The sequence below is a fragment of the Streptomyces sp. NPDC006687 genome, from assembly GCF_040636215.1.
GTDB lineage: Bacteria > Actinomycetota > Actinomycetes > Streptomycetales > Streptomycetaceae > Streptomyces.
The window spans coordinates 220689-236744 of the sequence record NZ_JBEYJJ010000002.1 but is presented as its reverse complement, the minus strand read 5'-3'; the positions used below and the strand labels follow the sequence as shown (position 1 = coordinate 236744).

Annotated in this window: 15 protein-coding genes; 8 read left to right on the top strand and 7 right to left on the bottom strand. The window is 72.4% G+C overall.

Annotated elements, in window-relative coordinates:
- Positions 1–50: 50 nt before the first annotated feature.
- The 3 genes from ABZ716_RS03455 to ABZ716_RS03445 all read right to left on the bottom strand — a co-directional run bounded on the left by ABZ716_RS03455 (position 51) and on the right by ABZ716_RS03445 (position 2384).
- Positions 51–647, bottom strand: a complete 597-nt coding sequence (locus ABZ716_RS03455) for an exonuclease (RefSeq protein WP_358809872.1) — start codon at positions 645–647, stop codon at positions 51–53.
- 5 nt (positions 648–652) lie between these two features.
- A complete protein-coding gene (locus ABZ716_RS03450; protein ID WP_358956410.1) occupies positions 653–904 on the bottom strand; it encodes a DUF6406 domain-containing protein in 252 nt (83 codons plus the stop codon).
- A gap of 310 nt (positions 905–1214) precedes the next feature.
- A complete protein-coding gene (locus ABZ716_RS03445; protein ID WP_358956160.1) occupies positions 1215–2384 on the bottom strand; it encodes a steroid 3-ketoacyl-CoA thiolase in 1170 nt (389 codons plus the stop codon).
- Positions 2385–2713: 329 nt separating this feature from the next.
- Here ABZ716_RS03445 and ABZ716_RS03440 point away from each other — a divergent pair, with 329 nt between their 5' ends.
- Positions 2714–3991 carry a cytochrome P450 gene (locus ABZ716_RS03440; RefSeq protein WP_358809873.1) on the top strand — a complete coding sequence of 426 codons (1278 nt, stop codon included), beginning with the start codon at positions 2714–2716 and terminating at the stop codon, positions 3989–3991.
- A 10-nt stretch (positions 3992–4001) separates the two neighbouring features.
- On the opposite strand, the gene ABZ716_RS03435 is transcribed toward ABZ716_RS03440, so the two are convergent.
- Positions 4002–5555 (bottom strand): phosphatase PAP2 family protein, encoded by a 1554-nt coding sequence (locus ABZ716_RS03435; RefSeq protein ID WP_358956408.1) that lies wholly within the window; start codon positions 5553–5555, stop codon positions 4002–4004.
- Positions 5556–5599: 44 nt separating this feature from the next.
- Between ABZ716_RS03435 and ABZ716_RS03430 the strand changes: the two genes are divergently transcribed.
- Positions 5600–5932, top strand: a complete 333-nt coding sequence (locus tag ABZ716_RS03430; RefSeq protein ID WP_358809874.1) for an antibiotic biosynthesis monooxygenase — start codon at positions 5600–5602, stop codon at positions 5930–5932.
- Between the two features lie 81 nt (positions 5933–6013).
- On the opposite strand, the gene ABZ716_RS03425 is transcribed toward ABZ716_RS03430, so the two are convergent.
- Positions 6014–6409 carry a nuclear transport factor 2 family protein gene (locus ABZ716_RS03425; protein WP_358809875.1) on the bottom strand — a complete coding sequence of 132 codons (396 nt, stop codon included), beginning with the start codon at positions 6407–6409 and terminating at the stop codon, positions 6014–6016.
- Positions 6410–6699: 290 nt separating this feature from the next.
- Here ABZ716_RS03425 and ABZ716_RS03420 point away from each other — a divergent pair, with 290 nt between their 5' ends.
- Entirely contained in the window at positions 6700–7161 is a 462-nt protein-coding gene (locus ABZ716_RS03420) for a GNAT family N-acetyltransferase (protein ID WP_358810210.1), read from the top strand.
- A 34-nt stretch (positions 7162–7195) separates the two neighbouring features.
- Here ABZ716_RS03420 and ABZ716_RS03415 read toward each other — a convergent pair whose 3' ends face one another.
- Positions 7196–9244 carry an MFS transporter gene (locus tag ABZ716_RS03415; RefSeq protein WP_358809876.1) on the bottom strand — a complete coding sequence of 683 codons (2049 nt, stop codon included), beginning with the start codon at positions 9242–9244 and terminating at the stop codon, positions 7196–7198.
- 945 nt (positions 9245–10189) lie between these two features.
- Between ABZ716_RS03415 and ABZ716_RS03410 the strand changes: the two genes are divergently transcribed.
- Both ABZ716_RS03410 and ABZ716_RS03405 read left to right on the top strand, forming a co-directional pair.
- Positions 10190–10819, top strand: a complete 630-nt coding sequence (locus ABZ716_RS03410; RefSeq protein WP_358956158.1) for a peptidoglycan-binding domain-containing protein — start codon at positions 10190–10192, stop codon at positions 10817–10819.
- Positions 10820–10950: 131 nt separating this feature from the next.
- Positions 10951–11634, top strand: a complete 684-nt coding sequence (locus ABZ716_RS03405) for an HAD-IA family hydrolase (protein ID WP_358956156.1) — start codon at positions 10951–10953, stop codon at positions 11632–11634.
- A 27-nt stretch (positions 11635–11661) separates the two neighbouring features.
- Here the strand turns inward: ABZ716_RS03405 and ABZ716_RS03400 are convergent, their stop codons facing one another.
- Complete coding sequence (locus tag ABZ716_RS03400; protein WP_358956153.1) at positions 11662–12243, bottom strand: TMEM165/GDT1 family protein; 582 nt, start codon at positions 12241–12243, stop codon at positions 11662–11664.
- A gap of 532 nt (positions 12244–12775) precedes the next feature.
- Here ABZ716_RS03400 and ABZ716_RS03395 point away from each other — a divergent pair.
- From ABZ716_RS03395 to ABZ716_RS03385, 3 genes are all read left to right on the top strand, one after another.
- Positions 12776–13459 (top strand): HNH endonuclease family protein, encoded by a 684-nt coding sequence (locus tag ABZ716_RS03395; RefSeq protein WP_358956150.1) that lies wholly within the window; start codon positions 12776–12778, stop codon positions 13457–13459.
- A gap of 112 nt (positions 13460–13571) precedes the next feature.
- Positions 13572–15233 (top strand): alkaline phosphatase D family protein, encoded by a 1662-nt coding sequence (locus ABZ716_RS03390; RefSeq protein WP_358956147.1) that lies wholly within the window; start codon positions 13572–13574, stop codon positions 15231–15233.
- A 105-nt stretch (positions 15234–15338) separates the two neighbouring features.
- A complete protein-coding gene (locus tag ABZ716_RS03385) occupies positions 15339–15944 on the top strand; it encodes a VTT domain-containing protein (RefSeq protein WP_358956145.1) in 606 nt (201 codons plus the stop codon).
- The last annotated feature ends 112 nt before the right edge of the window (positions 15945–16056 follow it).

The following is a 16056-nucleotide window of genomic DNA, read 5'->3' as shown; positions in this document are numbered from 1 at the left end:
CTCTCCCGGAAACCCCGGGCGAGCGGCTCTTCGCGTGTGTGCTCGCTTCCTCAAGCCCGGCCGCCGCCGTCCCAGCGCATCAGGTTCTGGAACAGTTCGCCCTGCTCGATGGCGTCGTCGAGGGCGTTGTGCGTGTGGGGGCGGTCCGAGAGCAGATGGCTCGGCATCGACCGCTTCGTCGCCTCACTGATCCGCACCCCGGCCTTGGCGGCGTACAGCGACTTGAGGTCCATGCAGCGCGAGTGCCCGAAGGGCGAGCCGCCGTCCGCGAACCGCATGAAGTACCAGTACATCCACATCCAGTCGTAGCCGAGCGGGTAGGCGACGAAGACGGGGGTGGCTCCCAACTCCCCGGCCACGCCCGCGATCCACCGGGCGGCCGCGTTCATGGCCTCGCCCGGCTCCCGACCCTCCCGCACCAGCAGCTCGCGGTCCAGCCCCCCGACCGCCAGCGCCTCCGGGTCATAGGCATCACTGATCGGCTTCAGCTCGGCGTAGAAGGTCCGCTCGCCCGGATCGACGGCCCGGAACCCGTCCCCGTCACGAACCCCTGCGACCGCCATCCCGAAACTCGACATCGAGAACGGTCCGGGCACCGGGCCGTCCGCCTCGACGTCGGCGGAGACGTAGAACTCCGCTCTCGCCACACCCCTCACCCGACTTTCCGCAGAAACACCCGATAATTCTGGCTCAGGTGGTTCTCCACCCGATCCAGAGCCCACGTTTCACCATGGACGCTGAACGTGTCCCCGATGCCGAGGTCGTATTCTTCCTCTCCATCGGCTTTGACGAAGAGGGTGACCATGACGGCTCCTCCGTCCGGGGCGTAGACGTGGATCGCGACAAACGTCGCGTCACTGTGCGCCCAAGGAACCGCATGCCGCAGCACGATTTCCCCGACCATCGCATTCACTCCGTCGTCGTGTAGTGGTTCTCGTGGGTTCCCGGTCGCGGAAGTACGAGGGTTGCGCGACCAGCACGACGTACGCGAGGAACGAGTCGACCACGCACCCGACCAGTGCGGGGACGAGCACCAGCTTCGCAGACCCGGACGTCGCCCTGCTCGACCGGGTGAGCACCCGGCCGTTGCCGTACACGGCGTAGGGGCTGAGGGCAGACGAGGGCCCCGGTGGCCGGCCTCCCCAGGTCCGGCCGCCGGGGCCTTCGCACCCCATCCCACGGGTTCGGTGGGCGCCTGCGGCGGCGCGGTGGGTTCAGAGGCGCTGGATGATGGTCCCCGTCGCCAGCGCGCCACCCGCGCACATGGTGATCAGCGCGAACTCCTTGTCCCGCCGCTCCAGTTCGTGCAGCGCGGTGGTGATCAGCCGGGCGCCGGTGGCACCGACGGGGTGGCCGAGGGCGATGGCGCCGCCGTTGACGTTGACCTTCTCCAGGTCCTGCCCGAAGACCTGGGCCCAGCTCAGGACGACGGAGGCGAAGGCTTCGTTGATCTCGACGAGGTCGATGTCCCTGAGCGACATCCCGGCCTTCCCCAGCACCGCCCGCGTCGCGTCGACGGGCCCGTCCAGGTGGAAGTGCGGATCGGCGCCGACCAGTGCCTGGGCGACGATCCGGGCGCGCGGCCTGAGCTTGAGCGCGCGGGCCATCTTCCGCGAGGCCCACATCACGGCGGCGGCCCCGTCGGATATCTGCGAGGAGTTCCCTGCGGTGTGCACGGCCGTCGGCATGACCGGCTTGAGCCGGGCCAGGGCCTCCATGCTGGTGTCGCGCAGGCCCTCGTCCCGGTCGACCAGCCGCCACATCCCCTGGCCCGCCGCCTGCTCCTCCTCGGTCGTCGGGACCTGGACGGCGAAGGTCTCCCGCTTGAAGCGCTCCTCCCCCCAGGCGACGGCGGCCCGCTCCTGGGAGAGCACCCCGAGCCGGTCGACGTCCTCGCGGGTCAGACCGCGATGGCGGGCGATCCGCTCGGCCGCCTCGAACTGGTTGGGCAGGTCGACGTTCCACTCGTCCGGGAAGGGCTTGCCCGGGCCGTGCTTGGAGCCGGAGCCGAGCGGGACCCGGCTCATGGCCTCGACCCCGCAGGCGATGCCGACGTCGATGACCCCGCCGGCCACCATGTTGGCGACCATGTGGTTGGCCTGCTGGGAGCTGCCGCACTGGCAGTCGACGGTGGTGGCGGCGGTCTCGTACGGCAGGCCCATCGCGAGCCAGGCGTTGCGGGCGGGGTTCATGGACTGCTCGCCGGCGTGGGTGACGGTGCCGCCGACGATCTGCTCGACGCAGTCCGGCTGGATTCCGGTACGGGCGAGGAGCTCGCGGTAGGTCTCGCCGAGCAGGTAGGCGGGATGCAGGTTGGCCAGGGCGCCCCCGCGTTTCCCGATGGGCGTGCGTACGGCTTCGACGATGACGGGTTCCGCGGCCATGAGCTCGTCCTCTCCTGCACATTCTGCACAGCGCCGGCGCGGCGGACCGTCCCGGCGACCGCTGCGCTCGAACTAGTACGCGTTCTAGTTCCCCACCGAAGTCTTATGACCCGGACCCCGCCACGCAAGGGTCTTGCACGCCCCCTCCACGGATTCCACACGCAAGAGGTGGCGCGGGGACCCTTGTCACTTGTAGAACTCGTTACTACCGTCGAGCCAGTTTCTGAGGGACCGTCAGACTTCGCCGTCAGCTTCTCCGTCAGACTTCGCCGTCAGGGCTTGCCGCCAGAGCTTGCCGTCAGACCTTCGTTCGACCCTGGAGTCGCCCGATGTCCTGTCCCGCGCTGCCCGAAGGCTTCGACGCCACCGACCCCGACCTCCTCCAGGAACGGGTGCCGCTCCCGGAGTTCGCGCGGCTTCGGCAGACCGCTCCGGTGTGGTGGTGCGCCCAGCCGCGCGGTGTCACCGGGTTCGACGACGAGGGCTACTGGGCCGTCACCCGGCACGCGGACGTCAAGTACGTCTCCACGCACCCGGAGTTGTTCTCCTCCACCGCCAACACGGCGATCATCCGTTTCAACGCCCACATCCAGCGCGAGAACATCGAGGCCCAGCGCCTGATCATGCTCAACATGGACCCCCCGGAGCACACCCGCGTACGGCAGATCGTGCAGCGCGGCTTCACCCCGCGCGCCATCCGCGGGCTGGAACAGGCCCTCCGGGACCGGGCGCGGAAGATCGTCGCGGAGGCGCGGGAGGCGCGGGGGGCCCAGGAAACCCGGGAGGCCGCGGACGACGGCAGCTTCGACTTCGTCACGCGCGTGGCCTGCGAACTCCCGCTCCAGGCCATCGCCGAACTGATCGGCGTACCGCAGCGGGACCGGGCCAGGATCTTCGACTGGTCGAACAAGATGGTCGCGTACGACGACCCGGAGTACGCGATCACCGAGGAGGTCGGCGCCAACGCGGCCGCGGAGCTCATCGGGTACGCGATGAACCTGGCGGCCGAGCGCAAGCAGTGCCCGGCCCAGGACATCGTCACCCAGCTGGTGGCGGCGGAGGGCGAGGGCAACCTGCGCTCCGACGAGTTCGGCTTCTTCGTGCTGCTGCTGGCGGTCGCGGGCAACGAGACCACCCGCAACGCCATCAGCCACGGCATGCACGCCTTCCTCACCCACCCCGAGCAGTGGGAGCTGTACAAGGCGACCCGGCCCGCGACGGCGGCGGAGGAGATCGTGCGCTGGGCCACCCCGGTGGTCTCCTTCCAGCGCACCGCCACCCAGGACACCGAGCTGGGCGGCCAGAAGATCAAGGCGGGCGACCGGGTGGGGATGTTCTACTCCTCCGCCAATCACGACCCCGAGGTCTTCCGGAACCCGGAGGTCTTCGACATCACCCGCGACCCGAACCCGCACCTCGGCTTCGGCGGCGGCGGCCCGCACTTCTGCCTCGGCAAGTCCCTGGCGGTCATGGAGATCGACCTGATGTTCAACGCCCTCGCCGACACCCTGCCCGACCTGCGGCTCGCCGCCGAGGGCGCCGGGCCGCGGCGGCTGCGGGCGGCCTGGCTCAACGGCATCAAGGAGCTCCGCGTCACCGCCGGCTGACCCGCGACGCCTACCGCCCCGCGGCGGCCAGCCGGTCCGGCTCGTCCGCCTCCGACCGCCGCTGCGCGGGCAGGGTCACCCTCAGCGCGCGCGGCCCCGACAGGACGTGGACCAGCCCGAACCCCGCCGCGACGACGGCCGCGCCGCCAACCGCGTCCAGGACCCAGTGGTTGGCGGTGGCCACGATCGCGCACACCGTGATCAGCGGGTGCAGCGCGCCCAGCAGCTTCTGCCACCCCTTCGGCGCCAGCACCACGGCCACCACCCCGCACCACAGCGCCCAGCCGAAGTGCAGCGAGGGCATCGCCGCGTACTGGTTGGAGATCGCGGTCATGGCCCCGTACGAGGGGTGCGCCAGATCCTGCGCCCCGTGCACGGTGTCGACGAAGCCGAGGTCCGGCATGAGCCTCGGCGGGGCGAGCGGGAACAGCCAGAACCCGGCCAGCGCGAGCACCGTCGCCAGGCCCAGCGAGGCCCGCGCCCAGCGGTAGTCGCCGGGGCGGCGCCAGTAGAGGACCGCGAGGATCGCGAGCGGCACCACGAAGTGGAAGGAGGAGTAGTAGAAGTTGAAGAACCCCTCCAGCCACGGCGCGTCGGCCACCGCCCGGTTCACGGTCCGCTCGATGTCGATGCCGAGGACCCGCTCGATGCCGTGGATCCGGCTCCCGTTCCGCTCGGCGAGCCCGCGGCTGGCGGGGGCGGCGGCGCGGATGTGCGAGTAGATCGAGTAGCCGACCCGTATCAGGAGGAGTTCCAGCAGGAGGTTGGGGCGTGACAGCACGCGCCGCCAGAACGGCAGCAGCGGCACCCGGGCCCAGCGGGAGGCGGCGGGCCGCCCGTGGACGGCGGGGACGGGCGCGTGCCAGTACGGGGAGGAGCGCGGCAGGAACGGCACGGCGCAGGCCGCCGCCACGGCGGTGAGCAGCGGCACGTTGTCCCGTACGGGGGCCAGCACCGCCAGGTCGGGCAGCAGGACCGCGCTCGGCAGGGTGACGGCCAGCACCACCGCCACCGGCCACACCCGCCGGTCGGCGGCCCGCTTCCCGACCTTGCCGACCACCGCGAGCAGCACCCACAGCAGTTGGTGGCGCCCGCCGGCCGGGGACACGGCGACGGCCGCGCAGCCGGTGACGGCGACGGCGAGCAGCGGCTGGCCGTCGCGGGCGTAGCGGGCGGCGCGGCGCAGGGCGGCCCAGGCGATGGCGGCGGCGAGGGCGGCGTAGAGGAAGAGCTCGCCGGGGCCGCCGAGGCCGAAGCGCAGCAGGGCGCCGTGGACGGAGTGGGGGGCGGGGCCGGTTCCGGTGAGGTGGTGGATCCCGTACGTCCCCACGTCCTGCGGCAGGCAGGCCCAGGCGAGGACGGTGGCCCCGGCGAAGGTCGCGGCGGCGGCCCGGGCCGCGGGGCGGCGGCCGGTCAGCCACAGCAGCGGGACGAAGAGCAGCAGGGCGGGCTGGAGGGCGGCGGCGAGACCGACGAGGAAGCCGGCGGGTTTCCCGGCGGGCACGAGCGCCCACGGTCCGGCTGCCGCACCACGGCCCGCGCCGCGCCTGTCACTGGAGTTCACCACCGGCACGACGATATCCCGCGCGCGATCCCTAGGATGGCGCCATGAGCATCGTGAAGATCAACGCCCTGACGGTTCCCGACGAGCAGCGGGAGGTGCTGGAGCAGCGGTTCGCCTCGCGGGCAGGGGCCGTGGAGAACTCGGACGGGTTCGAGTGGTTCGAGCTGCTGCGGCCGATCGAGGGGACGGACCAGTACCTGGTGTACACGCGCTGGCGGTCGGAGGAGGACTTCCAGGCGTGGATGGAGGGGCCGATGAAGGCGGCGCACCAGGGCGGCGGGGGCGCTGGTGGCGGTGACCGGCCGAAGCCGGCGGCGTCGGGGTCGCAGGTGTGGTCGTTCGAGGTCGTGCAGCAGGCGGCGCCGAAGAAGGCGTGAGCGGGTGAGCGGAGGGCCCGGGGGTGTCGCGCTCGTCGCCTCCCGGGCCCTTTCGTGTGTGCGGGGCTCCGTCTGTCCGGCTCAGCCCCAGAAGGCGTCGCTCTCGTCGATGTCCTGGGTGCACTGGTCGATGTCGGTGATCTTGCCGCCGACGATGGTGAAGAAGAGCCCTTCGTGGATCTCGATGCCCCGGTCGCCGCGGTCTCCCATGGCGGTGTGGAAGGACATCGCGTGGCCCCTGCCGTCGACCAGGACCCGTTCCAGGCGGACGCGGAAGGTGCCGTTGGTCTCCTCTCCCATGCGGCGGTAGAGGTCGAGGACCGCTTCCCGCCCCTTGTGGTGCCCGGACAGGGGGCTGGTGCCGGGCACGTGGTGGATGACGTCGGCCGTCATCAGGCTGCCGAGGGTCTCCATGTCGCCTTTGTCGAAGGCTTCGTAGCCGCGGCGGATCAGGGCACAGTCCGGATGCTCCGACATGACCGTCCACCTTTCACTCGTATCGCTCGTACTGCTCGTACTGCTCGTACCGCCCGTATCGTTCGTACGATTTACACCTTTCCTCATCATCGGTCCGTTCCTGTGGATATTCCACGCGGGAGGCGGCCGCGGGTCTCCACAATGGCGCCATGGACAGGAATTCGATCACCAGGGAAGACAGTGTCGGTACGGCCGCGGGCGCGGGGACGGGCACGGGGACGGGCGCGGGCACGGGCACGGGCGCGGATCCTGCGGGCGGCCGCGGCGGCGGCTCGGGGTGGGTCGTCGCCGTGGAGCCGTACACGACGGCGGACGCCACCCTCCTCCGGCGCGCGTACTACGCGGAGATCGCCGGGCGGTACTGGAAGCGGTCCGTGACCGAGGCGGAGATCGACCAGGGGATGCTGGACTTCCCCGCCGATGGTCTCCGACCGCCGACGGGGAACTTCGTGGTCGGCCGGCTCGACGGGCGGCCCTTGGCGTGCGGCGGCATAGTCCTCCTCGATCCGGCGACCGCCGAGCTGACGAGGATCTACGTCGACAGCAGCGCGCGGGGCACCGGTGGCGGGGCGGCCCTGCTCGCCGCGCTGGAGGAGGAGGCCCGCGCGATGGGCGCCGAGCGGATGCGGCTGGACACCCGGACCGACCTGGTGGAGGCCCGCGCCTTGTACGCGCGCCATGGGTACCGCGAGATACCGGCGTACAACTCAGGCCCGTACGCCCAGCACTGGTTCGAGAAGCCGCTGGTCTGACGCACGCCGGCCGGCGCCTCGGTCGACGCGCCGGTCAGCGGGCCGCGTGATCCCGGCGGGGGGCGGTGTCGTAGGGCTCATCGGCGTCGGATCCGCACAGCTCCCGGTTCAGTTCCTCGACGAGCTTGACGAGGTCCGTGGGGCGCTCGGGGCCCCACCAGTCGCCTAGCAGTTCGGCGAGGGACTCCTGCCGGGCCCCGGCCAGCCGGTCCGCGGTCTCGCGGCCCCGGTCGGTCAGGACGAGCGAAAGACCCTCCCGCACCGCGAGCCCGCGCTCCTCGACCTGGCGGGCCGCTTCGGTGATGACCCTGAGGGGGACCGCGGTGCGCTCGGCGAGGAAGCCCGGATCGACCGAGCCGTACTTCTGGATCCGCAGCAGCAGCCAGCTGGCGGCGGGCAGGAGGTCGTAGCCGGCCTTCGCGGTGATCTTCTCGTAGACGCGCACCCGGCCCTCACGGGTGCCGAGCAGCGACAGGGCCCGGGCGACCTCTTCACGGGATGAGCGCTGGACCGGGTTGGAGGCGAGGGTCTCCGTCACATCGGGTGCGGTCACGGAGCCGCGCAGCTTGTCCTCCTTGAGGAACCAGGAGGTCAGGAACGCGAGCAGGACCACGGGCACCGCGTAGAGGAAGACGTCGGTGATGGCGCTGGAATAGGCGTCCAGGACCCGGGGCCGAACCGTGGGAGGAAGGGCGCCGATGGCCCGCGGGTCCGCCTCCAGGCGGGCGGGGCTCGCGGCGGCCGGGAGCGGGACTCCGGCGAGGGTGGCGGTGAGCTTCTCGCCGAGCCGGCTGGTGAAGATCGTGCCGAAGATGGCGACGCCGAAGGAGGCGCCGATGGAACGGAAGAAAGTGGCACCGGAGGTCGCGACGCCGAGGTCCTCGTAACTGACGGCGTTCTGCACCACCAGGACGAGTACCTGCATGACCAGACCGAGACCGACGCCGAAGACGAAGAAGTACACGCTCACCTCCAGGTCGGAGCTGGTGCGCTCCAGCTGGTGCAGGAGGAGCAGCCCGACGGCGGTGACGGCGGTGCCGGTGATGGGGAAGACCTTCCAGCGCCCGGTGCGGCTGACGATCTGCCCGGAGGTGGTGGAGGCGATCAGCAGGCCGAGCACCATCGGCAGCATGTGGACACCGGACATGGTCGGGGAGACGCCCCGGACGACCTGGAGGAAGGTCGGCAGGTAGACCATCGCGCCGAACATGGCGAAGCCGATGATGAAGCTGATCAGGGAGCAGAGGGTGAAGGTGCGGATGCGGAACAGCTTCAGGGGGAGGACGGGTTCGGCGGCCCGCCGCTCGACGAACAGGAAGGCGACGAGGAGGACGGCACCGAGGACGGCCAGACCCACGATCCGGGCCGAGCCCCAGCCCCAGCCGCCGCCGAGGGAGGCGACGAGGACGAGGCAGGTGGCCACGCCGGCGATCAGGACGGTGCCGACGTAGTCGATGGTGTGCCGGGAGGGGCGGGCGGGGATCCGCAGGGCCGCGGCGATGACGAGGAGGGCGACCAGACCGATGGGGAGGTTGATGTAGAAGACCCAGCGCCAGGAGAGGTGGTCCACGAACAGACCGCCCAGCAGGGGACCGAGCACGCTCGTCGCGCCGAAGACGGCACCGAAGAGGCCCTGGTACTTGCCGCGCTCACGGGGCGGGACGATGTCGCCGACGATCGCCATCGACAGCACCATCAGTCCGCCGCCGCCCAGACCCTGGAGGGCGCGGAAACCGATCAGCTGCGGCATGTCCTGGGCGAGGCCGCAGAGCGCGGAGCCGATCAGGAAGATGACGATGGCGCCCTGGAAGAGCTTCTTGCGCCCGTACTGGTCGCCGAGCTTGCCCCACAGCGGGGTGGCCGCGGTGGACGCCAGCATGTAGGCGGTGACCACCCAGGACAGGTGCTCCATGCCGCCGAGCTCGCTCACGATGGTCGGCAGGGCCGTGGAGACGATGGTCTGGTCGAGTGCGGCGATCAGCAGGCCGAGCAACAGGGCCCCGATCGAGACGAGTACCTCGCGCGAGGCATGTTCGGCGCCCTGGGCGGGATTCACGGGCGACGCGGTCACGTCCTGAGCCATCGGCTCCTCCTCACGCCGGATCAACATCTCCACCCATCCTGAGCGGTCTGTCCGGTTATGGCCTCTTGGAAGGGTTGGGTGGGACCCAGGGGGTCTGCATAATCGCTGGCAGTGTCCAGGGAGGGGTTACCAGTGAGCGCTGAGCGCTGTCCGGAATGCGGCGCCACAGGCGCCGACTGCACATGCGCGCGGGGGGTCGGGTTCAATCCCCTGCGCATCCGCCCGTACATGGCCGCCCCCGACGCCAACGGAACGGTTCCGGCATGGACGCACCCCCAGCCGGTCCTGGGAGCCGTCACCCCACCGCCCCCCTCCGAGCCCACCCCCTTCCCGGAACTCCCCGCCGACGCCGCCCCTGGGGCAGCAGCGGGAGGTGGAGGGCCTTGGACGACTGGGGGGCCTCAGGCGGCCGGCGGGCCTGAGGCGGCTGGTGGGGCTGGGGGAGCTTGGGCGCCTGAGGCAGCTGGCGGCCCTGAGACGGCTGGGGCAGCTTGGGCGCCCGAGGTGTCTGGGGCGCCAGGGGCACTCGGGGCGCCTGGGGTGCCTGGTGCCGATACGGCGCCGACGACTCTGATCCCGCCGGTTCCGGCCGGTGCGGGGTCCAGCGGCCCGCAGGGCCAGGACGCACCGACGACCGTGATTCCTCCCGTCCCGGCCGGTGCGGAGTTCGGCGGGTCGGAGGGCCAGGACGCACCGACGACTGTGATCCCACCCGTCCCGGCAGCTCCCGGGCCGGGGACGACCGGGCAGGGGATAGCCGACCCCGGGGCGCCCGGGCTAGGTATGGCCGGTCTAGGTATGGCCGGACCGGGTATGGCCGGACCGGGTATGGCCGGCACCGGGATGCCCGGGCCGGAGATACCCGGGCCCGGCAGGGCCGGACCGGGGGCGGCCGGGCCAGGGGCGGACCCCGGGATACCCGGGCCCCCGTCGGCCGGGGAGACCATGCGGCTGCGGGCCGTGCCCCCGCCGGGGGCCGGGCGCGGCGCCGGGCGGCGGCCGAAGCGGGGGCGCCTGGTTCCCCTGCTGGTCGCGGCGGGGGCGGTAGTGGCCGCGGGGGCGGTGGCGCTGTGGCTGTTCACCGGCTCCGGGCAGGACGGCACCGCTCTGGCCGACGCCAAGCCGTCGGCGGCGGTGGCCGGCGAAGCCCCGGCCGGTGCGTCGCAGACCCCGTCCAGCCCAGCGGCGAGCGCCTCCGGTTCGCCGTCCCCCTCGGCCAGCGCCAGCGCCTCCCGATTGGCGTCGGCCTCGGCGTCCGCCTCCCCGAGCCCTTCCCGCACGACGGCGGGCCCGTCCCCGAGCCCTTCCGCGAGCGCGCCCCGTACCACCAAGCCCGCCGCCCCGCCCCCGCCCCCGCCCGCCAAGGCCCCGACCCTGCGCCCCGGCGACTCGGGTCCCGAGGTGCTGAAGCTCCAGCGGCTGCTGGCGGACCAGGGGCTGTACGACGGCCGGTTCGACGGCCGGTACAACCGCTCGGTGGAGCGGGCCGTGACGGACTTCCAGATGGAGTCCGGGGTCTACGACGACCCCTGGGGCGTCTACGGCCCGGCGACCCGGCGGGCCCTGGAGGGATAGGTCACGCGACGCCCGGTGGCGCACACCGCCCCGGTTTTGTATCGTGTAGGAACAAAGTGGTTCCGTCCTCACTCCCTGACCGGTGGACGGAACCACTTGTTCTCTTCTCCCGCCCCGTCTGGAGCCCGCCGATGCCGGCCAGCACCGCCCCCGCCCAGGTCGTCCTCAACGCAGGGGCGCTGCTCCTGGACATGGACGGCACCCTCGTCAACTCCGACGCGGTGGTCGAGCGCTGCTGGCGCGCCTGGGCGCTGTCGCACGGTCTGGATCCGCAGGAGGCCCTCAAGGTGGTCCACGGCCGCCAGGGCTACGCCACCATGGCCCTCCTGCTCCCCGAGCGTCCGATGGAGCTCAACCACGCCGAGAACGCCGAGATGCTGGCCCGCGAGACGGCCGACACCGACGGCGTGGTGCCCGTCGCGGGCGCGCCCGCCTTCATGGCGGCGATCGCCCGCCTGCCGCACGCCCTGGTCACCTCGGCCGACGCCGCGCTGGCCTCGGTCCGTATGGCGGCCGCCGACCTGCCGATGCCGCGGGTACGGATCACCGCCGAGTCCGTCGGGGCCAGCAAGCCCGACCCGGAGGGCTTCCTCAAGGGCGCGGCCGAGCTCGGCGTGGACCCGTCCGACTGCGTGGTCTTCGAGGACTCCGCCGCCGGTATCGCGGCGGGCCTGGCGGCCGGGATGCGCGTGATCGGCATAGGCCCGCGCGCCGCGGCCCACGGCCCGACGGTCCACGTCGACGACCTCACGGCGGTCCGCGTCGAAGCCTCCGGGGACGGCTCCGTCCGGCTGACCCTCACCCCGGCACGGTAGCCGCGCCGGGGCGGGGCCCCGTCCTCGTCAGCCCGCGATCGCCTCGTACAGGGAGAACCCGGCCAGCGCCGCCATGACGCAGGCCGCGACCTTGGTGATGAGCCGCAGCGGGACGTACTTCATGAGGGTGCGCCCGCCCAGGATGCCGATGCCCGCCACCGCCCACAGCGCCAGCACGGCGCCGAGGCCGACGGAGAGCGGGTTGTCGTAGCGCGCGGCCAGGTTGGCGGTCATGATCTGGGTCAGGTCACCGAACTCGGCCACCAGGATCAGCATGAAGCCGGCGCCGGAGACCTTCCAGAAGGACTGGTCGGCGGGCGCCTTGACCTCTTCCCCCTCGTCGCTCTTCTTCAGCAGCAGCATGGCCGCGCCCGCGAGGAACAGCAGGCCGACGACGGCCTGGACGAGCCGGTGCGGCAGCAGCGTGAGCACGCTCCCGGCGGCGATGGCGAGCGCGACGTGCACGGCGAAGGCGGCGGCCACGCCCGCGAAGACGTAGGAGGCGCGGTAGCGGGTGCCGAGCATCAGACCGGCCAGGGCCGTCTTGTCGGGGAGTTCGGCGAGGAAGACGACGCCGAAGGCGATCGCCAGCACGGTGAAGCTGAACACGGGCAGAAAACCTCGATCGGTCGGGCAGGACGCCATCGGGACCGAGAGACCTGGGGTGTTTCAGGGGTCGCTTCGGCTCGGCGGCGCCCTGGGGTATGTCGACACTCGGCACGCCGCGCGCACACCCCGAGGCATGCGGCGCCGCGCGTCGCGTCACATGGACAGGACACTGCGGCCGAAGGTCTCGCTGGCGGTCCGCTGACGCGGTCCGCCTCCGGGCGCCGGCTGGTGTGACCCAGCAGTATGTCGACGGTCCGGCGAAGAGCTACTCCCCTTCTGCTCCGTCCAGGGTACGCGACGACAACCGCACCGCCGGGCTGCCCGGAATGTGAGCTTGGTCCCAGCCTGCCCTCCTCCGGCAGCCGGAATCTCAACTTCCCCTTGGATGGGGGCCGTTGATCTCCTTGATGTGACGTGCCCATGTCGGCAATCTGTCACCTGGCGCCCATCCCCAGGCCATCCGGCGCCGCCACCATGGCCGCGCCCCGCCGGGGCGGCACGGCCATCACCCCCCCACTTCAGGGAGCCCCTCATGCCCCTCACGTCCTTCCGTGTGCCGTCTTTCTACGCGCGTCAGGCCCGCCGCACCGGACGCGTCGGCGTCCTCGCGTCCGCCGTCGCGCTCGCCGCGCTCACCTCTCTCGTGAACGCCCCGGCCGCCCTGGCCTCCCCGCCCACCCCGATCAGCGCCGCCGAGGCCCGCGCCTACCTGGCCACCGTCACGCCCACGGCCGAGGGCTCCCTCACCGGCTACAGCCGCGACCAGTTCCCGCACTGGATCACCATCTCCGGCACCTGCAACACCCGCGAGACGGTCCTCAAGCGCGACGGCGTGAACGTCGTCACCGACTCCTCCTGCGCCTCCGTCAGCGGCAGCTGGTACTCCGAGTACGACGGCGCCACCTGGACCGCCGCCTCGGACGTCGACATCGACCACATGGTCCCCCTCGCCGAAGCCTGGCGGTCGGGCGCCAGCAGCTGGACCACCGCCAAGCGCCAGCAGTTCGCCAACGACCTCACCCGCCCGCAGCTCATAGCCGTCACGGACAACGTCAACCAGGCCAAGGGCGACCTCGACCCGGGCAAGTGGCTGCCGCCGCGGACCGCCTACCGCTGCACCTACGCCCGCTCGTGGGTCCAGGTGAAGCAGTACTGGGGGCTGAGCATGGACTCCGGGGAGAAGACCGCCCTGGTCAACGTCCTCAGCGGCTGCTGACACCCCGCCACTCCCCGTGAATGTCACCCCCCTTCTCCCCCGCCAGGGGGAGGCCGGGCCCCTTCCTCGCCCCGTACCGTGATCGAAAGGGCTGTCGAGGAGGGGGAGTCGGATGGCCGGACTGCGATTGGGCCCGCTGCTGCGTTACGTCGACTGGGACACGGGCGGATCCGCCACGCTGTGGGTGGAGGCGGACCGCCCGTGCACGGCGGAGGTGAGGTGCGCCGACGGAGCGGGCGGGAGCGCCCGCACCTTCCAGATCGCCGGCCACCACTACGTGCTGATACCGGTCACCGGCCTGACACCGGGCACGGCCACGGCGTACGAGGTACTGCTCGACGGCGCACCGGTCTGGCCCAAGCCGGGCGGCCGCTTCCCGCCGAGCCGGATCGCCACCCCGGCCGTGGACGGCGGCCCCGGGGGCCCAGGGCCGGCCCTGCGGATCACGTTCGGCTCCTGCCGGCAGGCCGCCCCGCCCGCCGGCCGGCGCGGGCCGCACGGCGCCGACGCCCTCGACACCCTCGCGGCGCGCCTGGCCGCCGACCCCGCCGAGACCCGGCCGGACCTCCTGCTGCTGCTCGGCGACCAGGTCTACGCCGACCAGCTGTCGAAGGAGACCCGGCGGTGGCTGGCCGCCCGCCGGGACCTGCGCGAGGCCCCGGGCGCCCAGGTCGCGGACTACGAGGAGTACACCCGCCTCTATGACGAGTCCTGGGGCGACCCGGAGATCCGCTGGCTGCTGTCCACCGTCCCCAGCCTGCACATCTTCGACGACCACGACGTCATAGACGACTGGAACACCAGCGCCTCCTGGCTGGCGGAGATACGCGCGACCCCGTGGTGGCCCGAGCGGATCCTCAGCGGGCTGATGTCGTACTGGGTGTACCAGCACCTCGGCAACCTCTCCCCCGCCGAACTCACGGCCGACCCCCTGTACGCGGCGGTACGGGCCACCCCCGACGGGACGGACGCGCTGCGCGCCTTCGCGGCCGCGGCGGACGCCGATCCGGCGTCGGTGCGCTGGAGTTACCGGCGGGACTTCGGCCGGACCCGGCTGCTGATGGTCGACACCCGGGCGGCGCGGGTGCTCGCGGAGGACGGCCGGGCCATGCTCGACCCGGCGGAGCAGCGCTGGCTCCGCGACAACGCCCTCGACGGCCAGGGGCGTTACGACCACCTGCTGATCGGCTCCTCGCTGCCGTGGCTGATGCCCCCGCTGATCCACGACGCGGAAGTGTGGAACGCAGCGCTCTGCCGTGGGGAGCGCGGGCAGAGATGGGCCCGGATCGGGGAGGACCTCCGGCGGCGCAGCGACCTGGAGCACTGGGCGGCGTTCCCCGCGTCCTTCGCCGCACTGAGCGACCTGATCGAGGAGGCCGGGACGGGCCCGAAGGCTCCGGCGGTCGTCGCCGTCCTGTCGGGGGACGTCCACCACGCGTACGTGGCCGAGCCGCTCATACCCAGTACGGCGCGGGTCTTCCAGCTGACCTGTTCGCCGGTGCACAACTCCATCCACACCGCGGTGAAATGGGGGTTCCGGCTGGGGTGGTCGCGGCTGGGCCGCTGGCTCGGGCGCGGGTTCTCTCGGCACGGCCGGACGGGGCGGCCACCCCTGAGCTGGCGGCGTACCGCCGGACCGTGGTTCGGCAACCAGCTGATGACGCTGACCCTGGAGGGGCGTCAGGCCCGGCTCCGGCTCGACCAGGCCCGCTCTTCGCGGGCGGGCGCCCGGCTGGTGACGGTGCTGGACCGCCGGCTCACCGGGGCGGAGTAGGGCGGGGCTCCGGCCCGGGGCCGCCGGGCGTACGCTGTATGGCTGTCAAGCCGCCCCTGCCGCCTCCCCGCGACCACGCGGCGCTCCGGACTGGGGAGTCCCGCTGTGATCGAGACAATGGGGTCGCTGACCGCGAGCCCGTGGATCTACGTCCTGGTGGCGGTGTCGGTCCTGCTCGACGTGTTCCTCCCCGTGCTGCCGAGCGGGGTGCTGGTGGTCAGCGCCTCGGCGACCGCGGCCGCGGCTGCCGGACCGCCCGCCCGGCTTCCGGACGTCGCGGTGCTGCTGGCCGTCGCCGCCTCGGCCTCGGTGCTGGGTGACCTGGCGGCGTACCGGCTGGCCCGCTACGGCGGACCCCGCCTGGACCGGACCATCGCCCGCTCCCGCCGCCTGACCCGGGCCCATGAACGGCTCGGTACGGCCCTGGCCCGCGGCGGCGGCCTGCTGGTGGTACTCGCCCGCTTCGCCCCGGCCGGCCGGTCGGTGGTGTCGCTGGGCGCGGGGAAGACGCAGCGCAAGCTGGCGGAGTTCCTGCCCTGGTCCATCCTGGCGGGCCTCAGCTGGGCGAGCTACAGCGTGGCCCTGGGCTACTTCGGCACCCAGTGGCTGGGCACGGCCTGGCTCGGCACGGGCATCTCCCTCGTCGCCCTCCTCGCAGCGGGCTCCCTCACCACCTTCCTCCTCAGCCGCCCCGCCCCCACCCCCGCCTGACCCGCCGAAGCTCCCAGCGGGGCACCGGAGGGATGAGCCGGGTGGGGCAGCGAGTCACCCGTTTACCCGGCAGGGATCGCCGCCCGACGCCCCGGCTTCTAGCGTCCAGAGC